Annotated in this window: 12 protein-coding genes; 5 read left to right on the top strand and 7 right to left on the bottom strand. The window is 51.9% G+C overall.

What is annotated here, in order from left to right; all coding sequences use genetic code 11:
- Positions 1–210: 210 nt before the first annotated feature.
- The 3 genes from KJI95_RS17875 (at position 211) to KJI95_RS17865 (ending at position 8,651) form a co-directional block, all read left to right on the top strand.
- Positions 211–3,186: a TonB-dependent receptor gene (locus tag KJI95_RS17875; protein WP_214508569.1), complete on the top strand. Its 2,976-nt coding sequence runs from the start codon at positions 211–213 to the stop codon at positions 3,184–3,186.
- 65 nt (positions 3,187–3,251) lie between these two features.
- Positions 3,252–7,577 carry a pullulanase-type alpha-1,6-glucosidase gene (gene pulA, locus KJI95_RS17870; RefSeq protein ID WP_214508568.1) on the top strand — a complete coding sequence of 1,442 codons (4,326 nt, stop codon included), beginning with the start codon at positions 3,252–3,254 and terminating at the stop codon, positions 7,575–7,577.
- 117 nt (positions 7,578–7,694) lie between these two features.
- Complete coding sequence (locus KJI95_RS17865) at positions 7,695–8,651, top strand: transporter substrate-binding domain-containing protein (RefSeq protein ID WP_214508567.1); 957 nt, start codon at positions 7,695–7,697, stop codon at positions 8,649–8,651.
- Between the two features lie 291 nt (positions 8,652–8,942).
- On the opposite strand, the gene KJI95_RS17860 is transcribed toward KJI95_RS17865, so the two are convergent.
- Together KJI95_RS17860 and KJI95_RS17855 are read right to left on the bottom strand one after the other, a co-directional pair.
- Positions 8,943–11,198, bottom strand: coding sequence for an ankyrin repeat domain-containing protein (locus KJI95_RS17860; protein ID WP_214508566.1), 2,256 nt, complete (start codon positions 11,196–11,198; stop codon positions 8,943–8,945).
- 620 nt (positions 11,199–11,818) lie between these two features.
- Entirely contained in the window at positions 11,819–12,748 is a 930-nt protein-coding gene (locus KJI95_RS17855) for a hypothetical protein (protein WP_214508565.1), read from the bottom strand.
- 431 nt (positions 12,749–13,179) lie between these two features.
- Between KJI95_RS17855 and KJI95_RS17850 the strand changes: the two genes are divergently transcribed.
- Entirely contained in the window at positions 13,180–13,779 is a 600-nt protein-coding gene (locus KJI95_RS17850) for an inovirus Gp2 family protein (RefSeq protein WP_214508564.1), read from the top strand.
- A 38-nt stretch (positions 13,780–13,817) separates the two neighbouring features.
- On the opposite strand, the gene KJI95_RS17845 is transcribed toward KJI95_RS17850, so the two are convergent.
- The 5 genes from KJI95_RS17845 to radC all read right to left on the bottom strand — a co-directional run bounded on the left by KJI95_RS17845 (position 13,818) and on the right by radC (position 17,093).
- The gene (locus tag KJI95_RS17845; RefSeq protein ID WP_214508563.1) at positions 13,818–14,543 is read right to left on the bottom strand and encodes a lecithin retinol acyltransferase family protein; all 726 of its coding nucleotides are present in this window, start codon (positions 14,541–14,543) and stop codon (positions 13,818–13,820) included.
- Between the two features lie 210 nt (positions 14,544–14,753).
- The gene (locus tag KJI95_RS17840; protein ID WP_214508562.1) at positions 14,754–15,314 is read right to left on the bottom strand and encodes a tyrosine-type recombinase/integrase; all 561 of its coding nucleotides are present in this window, start codon (positions 15,312–15,314) and stop codon (positions 14,754–14,756) included.
- A 231-nt stretch (positions 15,315–15,545) separates the two neighbouring features.
- Positions 15,546–15,965 (bottom strand): DUF2787 family protein, encoded by a 420-nt coding sequence (locus KJI95_RS17835; protein WP_214508561.1) that lies wholly within the window; start codon positions 15,963–15,965, stop codon positions 15,546–15,548.
- 75 nt (positions 15,966–16,040) lie between these two features.
- Positions 16,041–16,403 (bottom strand): hypothetical protein, encoded by a 363-nt coding sequence (locus KJI95_RS17830; protein WP_214508560.1) that lies wholly within the window; start codon positions 16,401–16,403, stop codon positions 16,041–16,043.
- Between the two features lie 216 nt (positions 16,404–16,619).
- Positions 16,620–17,093: a RadC family protein gene (gene radC / locus KJI95_RS17825; RefSeq protein WP_214508559.1), complete on the bottom strand. Its 474-nt coding sequence runs from the start codon at positions 17,091–17,093 to the stop codon at positions 16,620–16,622.
- Between the two features lie 218 nt (positions 17,094–17,311).
- On the opposite strand from radC, the gene KJI95_RS17820 reads away from it, so the two are divergent.
- On the top strand, positions 17,312–17,491 hold the full coding sequence (locus KJI95_RS17820) for an AlpA family transcriptional regulator (RefSeq protein ID WP_214508558.1): 180 nt from the start codon (positions 17,312–17,314) through the stop codon (positions 17,489–17,491).
- Positions 17,492–17,842: the final 351 nt, after the last annotated feature.

The raw sequence follows: 17,842 nt of genomic DNA, 5'->3' as shown, positions 1-17,842 counted from the left end.
CTGGCGGGGCGGTGTGATGCTCATTTGTTGCTTAATTGTTGTGAATACGTATGCATTGGATTGAGCTTAGAAATTAACCGGAATTAGTATTGCTTAAGCATGACAAGGTGCTCCCTTGGGATTGGCGGTACAAGGAGCGTTGATAAGGCTGCAGCATTGCAGCCATAAGGCATTGGTGCTTCGGCACTCGCCAGTTCAGGGGGATTTTCTATGTTCAAATTCAAACCCAGCGTCCTGACGCTGGCGTTGGCGGCTGCCGGTTTGCCCGGCATGCTGTGGGCGCAGGCAGACGAAGCTGCCACGGCGGCTGCAGCCGATAAGTCAGCCGTGGAGCGACCCGCTGCCACAGCTCAGGGCGCCGCCGATGCATCAGCAGCTGAGAAGCCAGCAGCGGATAAACCCGCCGCCAAAGCCAATGACGCCGAGCCGATGGAAGTCATCGAGGTCACCGGCTATCGGCGCAGCCTGATTGATTCGCTCAATGCCAAACGCTTTGGCGATACCGTGTCTGAGCAGCTGTCGGCGGACGATTTGGGCTCGCTGCCCGATGTGTCCATGGCCGATGCGCTCACGCGCCTGCCCGGGATCTCGGCGGTGCGTACCGGCGGGCAGGCGGCCGAAATCAATATCCGCGGTATGGCCGGCGGTTTTGTGTTTTCCACCCTCAATGGCCGCGAGCAGGTGTCAACCAGCGGCTCGCGCAGCATCGAATTTGACCAGTATCCGTCAGAGCTGATTTCTTCGGCGGCGGTGTACAAGTCGCCCAAGGCCTCGCTGATTGAAGGCGGCCTCGCCGGCACTGTGGAGCTTGCCACCGCAAGCCCGCTGGCGGCGGCAAAAGATCAAAGTTTCACCGCCAACGTGCGCGGCATGTACAACGACCGCGCCGGTGAAGTGTATGGCGCCGAGGATTACGGCAGCCGGGTGAGTTTTTCGTATCAGGGCAAGTTTCTCGATGAAACCCTGGGGCTGGCGCTGGGCTATGCGCGGCTCGATCAGCCCAGCGTGGCGACCCAGTTTATTGGCCTTGCCTACGCCGACAACAAAGATGTGGACGGCAAGCTTGATGACATCGACGGCCCCGATGCCAATCCCGGCAACGAGTACATCAGCGAAGGGTTTGAGCTGCAGCACCTTGGCGGGGTAGAGATCCGCAATGGCTACATGGCGGCGCTGGAGTGGGCACCTGTGGATGCCTTTACCCTCAAGGCCGATGCCTTTTTGTCCCGTTTTGACAGCGAAGCCTTTGCCCGGGGATTCAGGGTGAAACTCGGCGGCCCCACCGCTGCGGTGGCCAATCCGGTGCTGGATGGCAACTCGGTGATTGGCGGCACCTTCAACCGCACCAGCCAAAGCTATACCCGGGTCGAGCTGGTAAACGACGACAACCAGGACTTCGATGCCGTCGACAGCTACGGCCTCAACGCCAACTGGCAGATAAGCGAAACCTTCCGCGCCGCCTTTGACGTGTCTTTATCCAAGGCGAGCAGCGATTTCCGTAACGGCCTTTTGTGGTCCAACGTGGCGGTGGATGCCAACGCCGACAAGCCGATGTTCGATGAAAACGTCTCCATCAGCTATTTACTGAACGGCCTTAACCTGCCGGACATGGGCTTCAGTCAGGCCGATGCCTTCTCCGATATCAACCGGGTGATGGTGAGTAAGTACGGCATTTATCCCTATGAAAACGAAGATGAACTGACCGCATATCGCCTCGACTTGGAATACGATTTCGACAGCAGCTGGGCCCAGTCGCTGCAGTTTGGCGTGCGTTGGTCGGACCGAACCTACAGTAACGATCGCTCGGTGTTCGAGTACGGTAACGATGGCGGCTTTTCCAGCACTGAGCCGCCGCTGCGCTTAACCCCTGAGATGGTCACCAAGGTCGATTGGCAGGGGGATTTCAGCTATTTCCCCTCTTATCTTGCGATTGACCTTAATCAGGCGCTGAACGCCTGGTTCCCGGCGGGTATTCCGCAGCCGGTGCAAACCTGGGGTAACGCCGATGGGGTGCTCGATCCCAAGGGTTACACGACCAACTACTCTTGGTCTGTGCTGCAAAGCGGCGAGGTGTATGAAGAGGTGCTCGCGGCCTACGTGATGCTGAACATAGACGCCGAACTTGGCTCGGTGCCCCTTACCGGTAACATCGGTGTGCGCCGGGTCGATACCAGTCAGTCGGCGAGCATGCTGCAGAATGTCGGCGGCGATCCGACCCTCGGCGCCCAGTACATTGTCGATGAGAACGGCATAGTCAACTCCCTGTATGCGCCGACCGTGGTGGGTATTGATTACACCGACTATCTGCCGTCGCTTAACCTCAATTTCAAAATCACCGACGACAGCCAAATCCGCTTTGCGGCCGCCAAGGTGATGTCGCGGCCGCCCATCAACCGTCTGGCGGGGGATATCAGCGCCTCGGTCAACGACGATGGCGAGATTAATGGCTCCAGTACCAATAACCCCTTCCTCAAGCCGTTTTATGCGACCCAGTATGACCTGTCGTACGAGCACTACATTGAAGAAGGCGCGCTGGTGGCGGCGCTGTTTTATAAGAACATTGACTCCTTTATCGACACTGTGGCGATTGAGGAATTTGATTTTCGCGGCAATGGCTTCAACGTGCCGGCGTTTATCATCGACCCGGTCAGCGGCGAGCAGATTGAAACCACCAACGGCACCTACACCACGGCGGTCAACAACACCGGCGGCGGTTATATCCGTGGCGTCGAGCTTGCTTACACCCAGGTGTTTGCCTCCCTGCCAGAGCCCTTCGATGGCCTTGGCGTTAATGCCAGTTACTCCTACACCGAGAGCGAAGTGCAAAAGCTCACCAGCCTCGGCGGTGATTCGGTGCCCCAGTCACTCGAAGGCCTATCCGAAAACGTGGCTAACCTGACGCTGTTTTACGGCTACGAAGGGTTTGATACCCGCATCAGCGCCCGTTACCGCTCTGACTTTGTGTCCGAGCAGGTGGCGATTAACAGCCAGGTAGTGAACTTCGACGCCGAAACCGTGGTGGATTATCAGGCCTCCTATCAGGTGAACGACGCCTTCGGGGTGCTGTTCCAGGTCAACAACCTCACCGACGAGCCCACCAAGAGCTACTTCGGCACCGAGGCCAAAACCGGCACCCTGCAGTATTTCGGACGCCAGTTTTTCCTGGGGTTCACCTATGCCATGTAATCGAGATTTGCTCCGCGGTCGCCATGCGGCCGCTCATGTACCTTTTTTGAGGGGAGACACAGCTTATGCTGAGTAAGACCAACCTTTTTCGTCTGTGTGCGGTGCTGCTGGGGGCGCTTGTCCTTGGTGGCTGCGGCAGCGATTCTTCTGAGCCGGGCAAGGTACTGTTGACCTGCGATGTGCCCATGGTGCCCGATGCCAGCGGTACCCAGTGCGTGGCGCCGCCACCGATTAAATGCACTCCGCCCACAGTGCCCGATGCCAAAAACGAGCAATGTGTGGTGGGCGCCGACCCCACGCTGCCGGACCCGGTGTATTTTCCGGCCGCCGATGAGGCCGTGCTGTATTACAACCGCCCGAAAGACGCCAGCAACACTCCCAATGATCCTGTGTACAACGGCTACCGCCTGCATACCTGGAACAGCGACAGCTGCGATGCCTATGCAGCGCCTTTTGACAGCAGCGACTGGGCCAACGGTCATGAGTTTGATGGCATAGATCCGAACTACGGCGCCTACTGGATTGTGAAACTCAAACCCGGCTATGGTGAATGCGGTAACTTTATCATCCACATAGGCACCGAAGGCTCGGGCAAGGCGCTGGGGGATGGCGACTTCAAGATGCCGCTCAAGCAGGACGATGCCAAGTTTGTGCGGATGAACTTTACCCTGCACGCCACTCCATCTGTGTTTGAGTATCCCATTCTGAACCTTGGCGCTCAGCCCGCCAGCATCAGCGGCATGAGCGCCCACTGGCTTGATCGCCACACCCTTGTGTGGGATCAGAGCGATGAAGGCGTCGCCAAAGTGAGCCTGCATGCCTCCAAGGCGGCTGATCTCAGTATCAGCGATGAGACCGGCGTCAGCGGCGAGCAATTTGAACTGAGCCAGACCAGCCTCGACGACGCCCAAAAGGCCCGCGCGCCCGCTATCGCGAGCTGGAATGCCTTTGCCCTCGATGTGAGTGACGACAAGGCCCGCGAGCTTGGTAAGAGCCAGCTGGTGATGGCCTCCTATGATGCTGATGGCAAGCCGCTTTATGCCACCTATGTGCAAACGGCCAAGGCGCTGGATGAGCTTTACACCAGCGGCGAGGCGGATGCCAACGAAGCCGCGCTCGGGGTGCAATACGATGGCAGCACAGTCACTGCCGCCCTGTGGGCGCCGACTGCGCAATCGGTGTCGCTCAAGCTGTACGATAGCGATAAAAAGCTCATTAAATCAGTGCCCATGACTGAGGATGTGCAAAGCGGCGTTTGGCGTGTGTCCGGCAGCGACTTTGACCGCAAGCTCTATCGCTACGAGCTTAAGCTGTACCATCCGGTCAGTAAAAAGCTCGAAACCCTCGAAACCACCGATCCTTACTCGGTCAACGTGTCTGCCAATGGCCGCTTCAGCCAGTTTGTGAACCTGGATGACGCCGACACCAAGCCGGAAGGTTGGGACAATCACGAGGTGCCGGCCATTGCCGATCCGGAAGATGCGGTGGTGTACGAAGGCCATATCCGCGATTTCAGCATCCGCGACGAGAGCACCTCGGCGCCAAACCGTGGCAAGTATCTGGCCTTTACCGAGCTTGACAGTGCGCCGATGCAGCACCTGAGCAAGCTTGCCGCCGAGGGCCTGACCCACTTCCATGTGCTGCCTGCCACCGACATGGCGACCGTGAATGAGCTTGAGTCAGAGCGGGTGGACATTACCGACACCCTCGGCACCCTCTGTGCCCGCATCAACGATGGCGCCGATGCCTGTAAAACCCAGAACAAGGCGGCCAGCATCCAGAGTTTGCTGGAGCAGGCGCTGCCGGGCTCAAGCGATGCCCAGGCGCTGATACAGGCCATGCGCGGGCTGGATGGCTTCAACTGGGGTTACGATCCACAGCACTTTATGGCGCCGGAGGGCAGTTATGCCTCCAGCCCCGATGGCATAGCGCGGGTAAAAGAGTTGCGCGCCATGAACCTGTCTTTGCACCAGATTGGTCTGCGCACCGTGCTGGATGTGGTCTACAACCACACCAGCTCATCGGGGCTGTACGACAACTCTGTGCTGGATAAAGTGGTGCCCGGCTACTACCACAGATACGACCCGGTCAGCGGCGACATGCAGCGCTCTACCTGCTGCGAAAACACCGCCACCGAGCATGTGATGATGTCCAAGCTGATGACCGATACTCTGGTCACGCTGGCGCGGGACTACGGCTACGACGGTTTCCGCTTTGACATCATGGGCCATATTCCCAAGTCAGAACTGCTCGCGGCCCGCGCGGCGGTGCAGGCGGTAGACCCAGACAACTACTTCTACGGCGAAGGCTGGAACTTTGGTGAGGTTGCCGATAACCGCCTGTTTGAGCAGGCAACCCAGGCGAATCTTGCCGGCAGTGAAGTGGGCAGCTACAACGATCGCATCCGCGAAGCCATTCGCGGCGGCAAGCTGTTTGCCAGCAGCGCCAGCGACGAAGCACTGCGGGATCAGGACACCCTCCGTCTGTCGATGGCCGGCAACCTGAAAAACTACGTGCTGAAAGACTTCAACGGCAACTCGGCCAAGGGCAGCAGCTTCAGCTGGAACTCACAGCCGACCGCCTATGCTGAGGATCCGGCCGATATCATCAACTATGTCTCCAAACACGACAACGAAACCCTGTGGGACAAGCTGCAATACAGCCATCCCATCGGCATGAGCGTGGAAGACAGGGTTCGCACCCAGAATATCGCCGCCACTCTGCCGCTGCTCAGTCAGGGTATTCCGTTCCTGCAGCTTGGCGGCGACATGCTGCGCTCCAAGTCGATGGACCGCAACAGCTACGATGCCGGTGACTGGTTCAACTTTGTCGATTTCAGCCAGAGCAGCAACAACTGGAACGTGGGTCTGCCGCTGGCACAGGATAACGGCAGCAACTGGGGCACTATCGCTGGCATTTCGGCCAACCCCAATGCGGCTGTGTCTGGCAGCGACATTCAGTTTGCTTCCAGCGTGTTTGGTGAGTTTTTGCAAATTCGTAAGCAAACCAAGCTGCTGCGCCTCACCACCGCCGATGACATCATAGCGCGGGTGGGTTTCCACAACGTGGGTAAGCGTCAGAAGCAGGGCGTGATTGTGATGAGCATCGATGATGGCGCGGGGCTTGCCGACCTCGACCCGAACATAGATGCGCTGCTGGTAATGGTTAACGCCACCGCCGATGAGCAGTCACATACTGTGCCCACTGCCGCCGGTTTCAGCCTGCATCCGCTGCAGCAAACCTCAATCGACAGCCGGGTGCGCGGCGCCTTCTTCAGCGCTGGTGATAACGAGGGCACCTTCACTGTGCCTGCGTACACCACGGCGGTGTTTGTCAAAACCCAGGGCGACAGCCAGGGCGATGGCCTGGCCGCCACAGCCACTGTGGGCGCGCCGGATGTGGTGCCTTTTGGCAGCACCACTGTGTATGTGCGCGGCGGCATGAACGGCTGGGGCACCGCCAACGCCATGAGTTATGTCGGCGGCGGAGAATATCGCGTTGCCATCAGCCTCGCTGCCGGTAACTACGAGTTCAAGCTTGCCAGCGAAGACTGGAACACGGTGGACTTTGGTGCCCTGTCGGCCGATGTGGCCGTGGTGGATGAAGGGGTGAGTGAAAGCCTTGCAGCCAAAGGTGCCAACCTGAAGTTCAGCGTAACCACGGCCGCGACCTATGTGTTTGCGCTGGATGCCAGCAACAAGGAGCTGCCACAGCTTAAGGTGTACAACGAAGAGCCGTTCCCCGGCGTGCAGGTGTACCTGCGCGGCGACATGAATGGCTGGGGCACAGGCAATCAGCTCACTTACCTTGGCGGCGGCATTTACCGCGCCGATGTACAGGTTACCGCCGGCAGCAAGGGCTTTAAGGTTGCCTCCAGCGACTGGAGCACGGTCGACTTCGGCAGCGCCGACGCCGATGGCTCCGTGACCCTGGGCACCGAAAAGGCGCTCGCAGCCAAGGGCGGCAACCTTAGCCTTAATTTCGATGAGGACACAGAGTACAGCTTTATCTTCGATATGTCTGACCGCAGCGCACCTGTGCTAAGCGTGTATAAAACCGACATTTTTGCCGGCAACAGCGTGTACCTGCGCGGCGGCATGAATGGCTGGGGCACAGGTAACGCACTGGTGTATCAGGGCGGCGGCCGCTACAGCGTCGATATCAGTCTGGACGCAGGCGCGGTGGAGTTTAAAGTGGCCAGCGCCGACTGGAGCACGGTGGACTTTGGTGCTGTATCCGGCGAGCTTGCCGATGTGACATTGGCCGAGGCCGAGCCGCTTGCCGCCAAGGGTGCCAACCTTAAGCTTAATGTGAGCGAAGCCGGCAGCTATCGTTTCAGTGTTGAAGGGCCGGATCCCCGCTCGCCAAAACTGACGGTGACCAAGCTCTGAGTTGTGATGTTCAAGCAAGTCAAAGAGCGCCAATCGGCGCTCTTTTTTATGGCGCAGGCGGCAAAGTTTGCCATCGCCGATTAAGCTTTTTGGTAAAGCGAATCGAGGGAGGCTGCCTTGTCCACAGCTCACTTCAACACCAAATCCAATATCAGCGCCAACAACACATATTCCAACCGTAGCGCCAACGCGGCTATCCGCAGGCAAAGGTTACTGATGTGTCTGGCGTTGGCGGTATTCAGCGCTGCGCTTAAGGCTGAGCCCGGCAGCGAAGCCGCGCCAAATACTGAGGTTGCGCCAAGCAATGAAGCTGTGCAAACCACACAGGCAGTGCAAACCATAGAGGCAGTGCAAACCACAGAAGCGGTAAAAACCAAAGAAGCTGTGCACGCTAAAACGGCTCACGGCATCGCTGCTGATAGAAGTGAAATTGCAGGCAATCAGGAGGCTTTGCAGCCACTTACGGTTATCGCGGTCGAATACCCGCCTTTTACCACCAAAACTCAGGCAAATAACGGCAGTAATTTTACCGTGCTGACTGACTATCTGCAGGATGCGGCCATCACCCTTGAGATCCGGCCGCGCTTTTTGCCCTCGGCCCGCGCCCAAACTGAAATAGCAGAAGGCAATTGGTGCGCCTCCTTCTACCCACCGCCGGACATAGTCAGCGGTCAGGCGCGATTTGTGCCCCTGTCGGATGAAAAGGTTGCACTGGGGTTGTTTCGCCGCAGTGCTCCAGAGCCCTTTGTCTGGGACAGCTTAGTCCAGCTTGCCCCCGCCAAAGTGGCGGTGCTGCGCTCTATTATTGATGGTCATTTTATCAAGCAATTTACCGATGCCGGTCTTGCGGTTGAGTACGTCAGCGATATCGACACGGGCCTTAAAATGCTCGAGCACGGCCGGGTCGATTATGCCTTTGGCGACAGCAACGCGCTGGCGCAGTCGTCCATCCCCAAAGCACGGCAAACGCAGCTGCAGTTTTCCGACACCCACCTGATGGAAGTACAGGTGGGGGTGTTTGTGAATCCGGATTGCAGCGCTGGGCAATTGATAATTAACGCGAGTCATCAGTAAAAATAAACCCCCGGATTGGGATATTCCGGGGGGTTTGGCATGGGTGAGAAAATCCTGATGACGCTTACTCCACGTTCTGGATCTGTTTGTGTATAGAAATTGAAATAATCTTTATATTCAATGCAATATGTCGGCTGTTGGTGGGCGGTTACAATGTTTACCCACCGATTAACCCACCACCCGGCAACACCAGTATTTCCGCATTCATTCAGTATTCAGAATGTTAAGGAATAAATCAGCACAAGCGTGAAACAGATTCCTTTGTTTCACCGGAAGCTTCCTCAACCATCGTTATGCTCCCTGCAGATTTGGAGAGATGTCTTCCAGCAGTCTCATGACTCGTTTTGATTGGTAAGCTGACGCTAGCTCAAAACAAGACAAATGCTGTTGTAGTCCGGAGCAATAGAATGTCTTTTTTGGGTCTCCGCCATGAATCAGCATTAGCTTAAACAATTCTACTTCATCAAGCTCGGCAGCGATCATTAGGGGGGTATAACCATTCACCGGACTTCGGAAAGTTGCATTGGTATCAGCGCCTGCTTTTAACAAGACAGAAGCTATTTCTCGCATTGTGTTAATGTTCAAGTATTTGGTGATCAACTCAAACCACTGTTCAAGGAATCTGTCTGTGAATCCTGCTCTTACCGGATCAGACAAAACATTCAACTGATCTTCTAGTGCTATACCAGCAAAACTTGGGTTGTACCGCCTCATTGAGTCCAATACTTCGTTGTTTATCTCCATGTTCAACTGATTGGACAATGCTCTTTTGGGATTTTTCAAAATCCCAATCATTTTTAAACACACATTCAATGGTGTTTGCTCGTCAGTGTCGCCTCTACCGTTAGGATCTGCACCCATTTCCAATATTTTTAAAACAATATCCAATCGTCCAGATTCTACAGCTGATATTATCGGTAAAATTCGCTTCTTTTGAGTACGAATATTAACAGTTTCTTTTTTATGTAAGTATTTGCATATTAACCAAAAAAATCGCTCATCATTACTTCTGGGTAAAGGGTCAATAATCCTCAACGGTTCCAATGCCATCATTAATGGCGATTCGTCAGATTCTGAGCATACGTCGACACTGGCTCCACATTCCAGCAGTTTTACACAAGTATCATACTGTTCTGTATATAAAAACCAAACGAGTTGAGGCATGCTTTTTTTCCACGTCTCCCCTACTTTGATTACCCGATTGGGATTTCTAAAGTCGGGCTGCACCGAATCAGGATCAGCCAGTAACAAACCATAATACAAGGACAACGGGTCATATGAAGTGCCAGCAAACCATCCTGCTTTGGGGAATGTTTTTGTAAAAGCCGACTGCCACATTTTGATCTCCCAGGGTTCAATTGAATCATCGAACTTCTTCGAGGGTTGGCTTGAGGTTACAGAGGGAATATCGTAGCCAAAGTTGATCTGCGCCCACTTTAGATGTTTCAGGAACACCTTGTCAGGAGTGCGTTGACATGCGGCTACAGTGAGCGCTTCTTCAATTATTTTTTTTTGGTTGATACCAGCACGGAATAAGCAGTCTTGAAAGGCAAGTTCGTAAAACTTATTCGCTGATATAAGATCCCCGCTGAACACGTGCCATCTTGCTTCATGCCAGTCTAACCAGTACTGATTTGGTTTATGGTGAGTTGTACCGGACAACAGTTTTCTGGCCTGTGAGAGAGCCTCCCAATAGAACTCAGGCGATTTTTCTTTGGTGCTTGTCCGTCTAAGTTCATGCTGCAGAAGACCGATGAGTTCGAGTGTACTACCCAGCTGAATTTGAGCGCTTTGCTGAATGTCTCTTATCGCTGTCGAAATAACCGATTTTTTGCGCGCCCCCCAGAGCAGTGCACGCACCTCATCGAAAATGGCGCGTGTTGATATGCTCTTGTGTATTGAGTCAATAGCCCGTGCCCAAACCAGTAATGCCTTGATTTGTGACCAGTTGATTTTGAGAGCATCTCGGCTTTCAGGAGGTGTTTTCTGGTCAAGCAGTGCTATTGATTGGGATGAAGGTAGTTCGTTCCCTTTTAGCCATGAGCCGATCCTATCACGGTCTGGTTTCTCCAGAGTTTTGACATAACCTGCCCACTCAGGAATGGCATTCTCGAACCAATTCAGCACAGTGGTAATCGCCGATGTGTCGAAACTGAAGAGAAACACGGGCTCTGGACCTTTGAAAGTGTCTTTAATTTTTAGAGCAAATTGGGCTAGGGCGCTGGTCAAGTGGTCTTGTGCTAAAAGCGGTAGCATTTGCTCTCTTCTTAGTCCGCAGGCCGATGTGCTGCCAATAAAATCAAGGTACTCAGAGAATTGCTCTCTTATAGATTCTGTCAAAAGTTGACTGAAATCGGTACCGATAGACTTGTCTACTGAATTGCCTATTTGTGTAATGACCTGTTCAAGCTCACGGCGATCAAAGTTTCGTTCAAATGCCCGCTCATCCAGCAATTTATTCGAGTGTTTGAAATCCATGGCATTCGCGATGGCTCGAAGGATCTCGTAAGGGGTGGGAAAAGGGAAATCTGCAGAGCTCTTAGGCATAACACGGTCCTTGTTGTAGATGTAGTTTCTTCAGATCGCTGCTGAAATTGTAGAAAGCACGATGATCGCTGGGCGTAGATGGAATTGATAACTGCCGTCCATTTGGTGCAATGAGGGAGGCGTGTTTCTTTCCGTAGCGGATGCGCCAACCAAACTTGAGGACCTGCCTTACAACTCTGTCTATATCTTTATTTTTCGTAAATTTTTTCATAAAAGCTCCAACCGGCCAAGCTATAGCTTGGCCGACGTCCTTAAACTATCGCGAACGTGATGGAGCGTTGCCGCGACCACCGCCAGATTTACCACCAGTAGTGCTGGGCCAGTTTCCGCCTGGCCCTGGATGACTGGATGGGCCGCGTGCGCCGCCTTTTGAAGAACCTTGAGATGGTGCTGATGATTGTGACTTTGCCATGATGCTTTCCTTGTTTTGAACGCTCGGGATTGAGCGCTGTCGATCAAAACAGAAATGGCTAAGATGCGCAGCAAGGCGAGTGGCGGGAAAATCCTGGATTTTACAAGGTGTTGTTTTTAAAGGCGTATTGTGGTGGTGAATGTTGGGGTGATGTGTTTAGAACAGTACGACAGGCGGCAAACGGTTACCTTGCCGCCTGATTGCACATTCACTTATTCAACTCATTGTAAGCAGTATTAATTAACTCTTCGACGATTTCATTTCGTGGTCTATTTTGACTATTTGAAAGAAAGTCCAATTTATCTTTTATTGATTTATCCATAACGATATTGAAAGGCTTTTTGCGATTATCAAGCCCTCTGAACTTTGCTTGACTCCATGCTTTTTTAATTTTTATTTTGAAAAGCTCTTTATCACTAGTGCTATCACCATAAAACAGAAAGAATATAAATGCTTTTATCCTATATATTTTTTGATTTAGGTTTAACCATTGCTCGATATTAAAACTATACTTCTGTTTTAGATATGATTCGGTCCAATATATTCTTTCGGCATCTCTATTATTCAGCCAATTTGACAGTAAGTCTTCAGATAGATAAGTGTGATAAATACTTCTAATGTTATTTAATAGTGACAACTTACTTTCTACTGGACAAATTGTAGAGTCTAAGAATGAAATTATTCTGTCAGCATAGTCGCGATCTTTTACTTGAAAATTATAATCCCCTGCTTGACTGAATAAATTAACGAAATCATAGTTTGATATGGGAGTAATTTTAGGTTTCAATATCGGAAAGTGAGTTTTTTCATAATCGAACAAAATAAAATAAAAGAAGAATAACTCTTCGCTTTTAATTTCTTTTATCCATGACACTCTTGATTCAGGAATGATATTTTTATTTAAAAAATCTTTAAGTTCTTGAATTTTATTTCCAATTAAAAGCTGACCCATATCCATCATGGTGTCAGTTAGTGCATTGTTAAAAAGTATCGAACATAGTTTTTCCTGTGACGCAACCACATCACTATAGTCAACAGAATTTCCAAGATATCTAATGCAAGCATTTGATTCTCTCAATGAGAGTTTCTTGCAAAATTCATCAATTGTCTTTCTTGTGTGATCTTTGTTTACAATCATTGCATGTCTACTTAGTGGTGATTGATGTAGAGATGTTAGTCTAATTATGTGGTGTATTACAAGCGGTATTGTATGTTGGATAAGGTTGTTTGTGAGCTCAGGTTTGGCGGGCTATGGCTATGGCTATGGCTATGGCTAAGGATGTGGCACTTTTGATGTGTTTTCTGTTATTGGTATTCTCAATGCGATCTTATATCTTGATCTTTCAGTTTTTAATTTATTTCAGCTGGATAATAAAGTGTGCTGCTGGTTAACTTCAAAATGATTTGTTTGTTTATTTTTAGTTTAATATCTGGCTTGACGCTGAGATTGATGCTGTTTCAATATTTTTTGTCTTCGGTATGGTAATATAATGCTCTTGTTTTGAGTTTGCTTTCCTGTTTATTTTTACTTGGATGAACTCTTGTATGTAACAATTTTAGGAGTTTGTCATGAGAGTTGCTAATAACAAGGTTTACAATGCAGTTTACCAGTCGCGGATTAATTGTGTAATTGAACGGGGTTTGATGTTGTCATCTAGATTGTCAGTATTTCGGTTTGACTTGAGATTTCCACAAATTTATACCGTGAATGATCATCCATACATGAGGCGCTTCTTCGATTCATTGAAATATCGACTTCAGCGATATATGGATTTAAAGAGGTTAGGTGGAGGCTATTATCATAAACTGACATTTGGGTACGTTTGGGTCAGAGAGAAAGATGAAGCATGGAATTATCATTATCATCTGGCATTAATTGTCAGTAAGGATGTTTTTTATGGATGGGGAGTATTCGATTTAAATATTTGTAATCTAAGTTCGATGGTAATAGAGTCTTGGGCTTCGGCTTTAGGTTTGAATGAGATAGAGGTTGATGGTTGCGCACACTTTGTTAGAAATGTGTTTTACCTAAATATAAACTCGCCTGAATACTTTCTTCAGCGACAGTCAGTCGACAGTGCGCTTAATTATCTTGCAAAAAATAAAACTAAGATCCTTGATGATGAATATCGGAATTTTGGTTGTAGCCAGAAGGTTCATGTGTTTTAAGTTAGAGGGGAGAGGTCTTCTCCCCTTGATTTAGCTCGTCAGTAGTGCAGCCACCACCAGATATCCCTGCCGATCTCAGCAACGGTTTTGATGGCATGTCCGGTGACTTTTGCTGGCGTCACGATAGCGGCGTTGACTACCGTTTTGGCACTGCCTGTAACCAATGCCCTTGTCGCTTCGCCAAGTTCACCTTGCTGCAGATGGTGGACGGTGTCATCGAGAGTATCTCGGCCACCGTTGATAAGGCTCTCAATCGGTTTGGCGACCATATCACCCGGATAGCCAATCAAGGTGCTGACCTTCTTCGGTGCGCCCAGATAGTCGGCTACCAGTTTGGCACTGGTGGATACCAGGGCTGTGGTGGCAAGTGGCCCTCCAGCTACCCGTTTGGCGACTTCACCGGCAAGGCCGCTGCGGGCAATGCCCTGGGCGGCAAGGTGGGTGAGGTTACTGACTTGATCGGACGAGTAGGGTTTATCCAGGCACCAGTTGACGAAGTGCTCGCAGTTGTTGTGAAACAGCTGATAGTTATGCTGCCCGAGCATGCTGCGGGCTCGGTTGACGGCAAGCTCGCTGTCATCGGCGGTATCGATGCAGCGTACCGTTTGCGCTTCGGCAAAACTCATCAACGAAACTTCGCTGACAAAGCCTTCTTTATTGAGGTGGATGACATTCCCATGGCCTACATACAGGCCGTGGTGTTCGGTTAAGCCTATAGCATCAATGTTGGTAACCAGATGATCACCGGGGTAAAACGCAGGCATAAAAGCTCCTTGGTCCGGCGACGAATGCCAGACGATGTTTGGGTTGCTCGGTGCGAGTTGAGTGAGTTAGTGGGGAAATGGGGAGATAACAGCGGTATTGCTGGTGATAGAACTCAGTTGCTGTGGTGGTAATAGGTCGGGCTGTGGAGATTTGGGTGGCAGCTATACGGGAAAGAGCGGGGAGTAACCGCTGAACTCAGATGTACTAGCTCAGATCTCCAGTTGCAGGAAATCCTGATCGATCTGCTGTTGGCTGATCCCTATGTACCTTAAGGTCACGGCTTCGGATTGATGGCGCAGCATGCGCATCACCCGGCCCAAGTCCTTGCACTGCTGATACAACCAATAGCCCCGGGTCTTGCGCATTGAGTGGGTACCGAGATCGAGTTTCAGCTCTTCACCCACCAGCATAAATGCCTTGGTCACTGCGCGGCGCGTCAGTGGCCTGGGTGGCCTATTGCAAGCTCCTGGGCTGCGGTGTGATTGAAACAGGTACACATGCAGCGGATGTGTTGCCCGAATGGCCGCTATCCGCTCGCGGGTTTTGGCGTTGAGCACAATCCGCGCCAGCTTGCCAGTTTTACGCTCCCGGATCCGCAGGGTATCGCCCTCAATGTCGCTGAAGCGGATAGCCAGCAGGTCGCTTATCCGCAGCGCCAGGTTAAGGCCTATGTCCCACACATCGCGCATCTGCTCGCCACACTGGCGCTCCAGCAGGTAGCTGATAAGCTTGATGGTGTCATGATCTTTAATGGCATCGACTTCCTTCATAAATGACTCCTTTGGCCCTATGGGCTCAGGTTCCTAAAAAATGCTATTTCATCATTGTGAGCACCTGCCTTTGTGAAACCCGCATGGGACGGGCCTTGGCAGGTACCCACAATACTTTTTTGAGCACCTGAGCCAAAGCCCGGTGCCCATTCATCAAACGGCCTTGATTTCATGCTGTGTGAACTGGTGCAGCCAAATCTCAGTACCGTCAGAGTTCATTGCCGCGAACGCTCAATGCAGCTTGAGCTCAACCTTGAACACTTCGTTCTGGACGTAGCTGATGAAGTTCTGCAGATAGGTTTGCAGCAGCTCATTGGCCTGGGTGAGATGACAGCTGCCGATAAAGCTGTGATAGAGCCGGTCATCGCTGAAGCAAAAATCGATGTCCTTCTCCAGCTCCGGAAACGGTCCGCCTGACCAGGCAAAGTCGGTGAGGTAACACAGCTGCCAGTCTTTGCCCTCTCGCTCAAGACCAATCTCGACCGGATGAAAGCCGCCATCCTCGGCACTGTAGTCCGGATCCCGAAAATGCAGGGTGATCATGTCTGTTTCACTGTCTTCGATATCTTCAACACGCTGATTCAGGTAACTACCAAGCAGCTGATAGAAGCAAGGTGGCAGAGTGAGATGCGGGTAAGGGATGATGGTCATAAAAACTCCTTGGCCCAATGGGCGGTGGTGTGTGGTTGGGAATGAAGTGAATGGTTGGGTGATGACGGATAAAAATCAGGTATGGCAGCGCCAGTCAGGTGATTCGTTACTGCCGTGGTTGTAGTAAACGCCGCTGATGATCCGCTGCCACTCGCCCTCAGGCTGGCCGTAGTCATTGCATGAGCAACTCTGGCGCACAAAAGTGATTTCTTTAGGTAGATGCCCCACCAGATCGCGCTCGGATACCCACAGCACGGTCTTACGCAGACTGCAGAGCGGCTTAATCTCGGGCGCGCCTGTTATATGCCCCTCGTCGTCAAACGGGCGGAAAAACACCGGTAGCGTGAGCTGGATGGCTAACAGGTTCAGCAGCTGCGGCGAGGCGCTGCAAGCCTCAGCTACCGCAGCCTGAGAAAAACTGTCGGTAAATTCAATCATGATGACTCCTTAAGGGAATTGGCTCTGACTGGGAGCTCATGTCCGTAGATGTGTGTCGATAACTTTTAGATGTGTGGTTGCCGCGCTCTGGTCCCGCTTGGGGTACCAGAGCGGGCAGGGGTTATGCTTTTGGCACTTGTCACTAGGAACATGGCTGTGAAGAAACCAGTAAGAGGTGATGAGCGAGAGCTTGCTGGTGGACGGCAACCGCAGCCGTTACAGCCAGCCGCGTTCTGCAAACGAGATACAGTCTTGGCCGATGACGATGTGGTCCAGTACTGGTACATCAATCGTCTGCAGCGCGGCGACCAGTCGCTCAGTGATCTTGCGGTCGGCCTGTGAGGGTTCGGGCGAGCCCGAAGGGTGGTTATGGGCAAAGATCACCGCTGCGGCATTAGTCTCCAGCACAGCCTTAACCACTTCGCGGGGGTAGACACTGGCGCAATCGATGGTGCCGAAAAACAGTTCCCGAAACGCTATCAGCTGGTGCTGGCTATCCAGCAGCATCACAGCGAACACTTCGCGCTCATGCTGGTTGAGCTTGAATGACAAAAACGCCTTGGTGCTTTGCGGATTGCTAAAGGTGCCTTCGCGAACAAAACGCTCGGCGACTATGTTGGCCGCCGTTTCGAGGATCTGCTTGGCGGTCAGTGACCAGCAGTCCTTGGGCGTTGATAAGGATTTGTGCATAGGGCCTCCATGGATTTGGCGAGATGCTGGGTATATGCACAGGGGTGATATATGTCTGAAAAATATTCGAAACCTCGGCAGGCTGTGAACGGCGGATATGGCAGAAGGAGTGGGCACGTGAAGGGGAAAGCGGGGAGGAAGGGGCACAGCGTCTGGTATCGGACAGTTAAAAATTACTGCCACCGCATATGTGATGACTCAATAACTCGGAGCTCATCATGAAGCTGATTCGACTAAAAAAAGTATCTGAACTGACCGGTCTTGGCCGTTCCTCTATCTATAACTACATGAATGAAGACCGTTTCCCAAAATCCGTGAAACTAGGTCCCCGTTTGGTGGCTTGGGTAGAAGAAGAAGTGCAGGCTTGGATTATGGAGCGTGTTGTAGAGCGGGAGTGAGACATTCCGGTTTGAGCAGCATGTGATTGATACGGTGTGGTTTGATAAAATTTTTTGTAGCAGATCTAAAGTGAGCAGCTTTTGTAAAATGACCTCACCGCCTCAGAAATTGTCCACGGTATAGCTATGTTTTCAGATCAGATCAGATTAGTGAATGATACTTAGGCAGCAAGGCTCCTGTTACAGTATTTCCATGCATGGTTGAGGTGAGGAAAGACATCAATGAACACCAGGTATACCCTTACAACCAGCATTACCCCCTTCAACACAATCGTGTTGTAAATCTAGCTCAAGCTCAGAATCGACCTTACGTACTGTCCTGAATTAATAGAACACGGTAACTATACATTG

It is taken from the genome of Shewanella jiangmenensis, assembly GCF_018596335.1.
Classification (GTDB): Bacteria; Pseudomonadota; Gammaproteobacteria; order Enterobacterales; family Shewanellaceae; genus Shewanella; species Shewanella jiangmenensis.
This window is presented reverse-complemented; position numbering and strand designations above follow the sequence as displayed.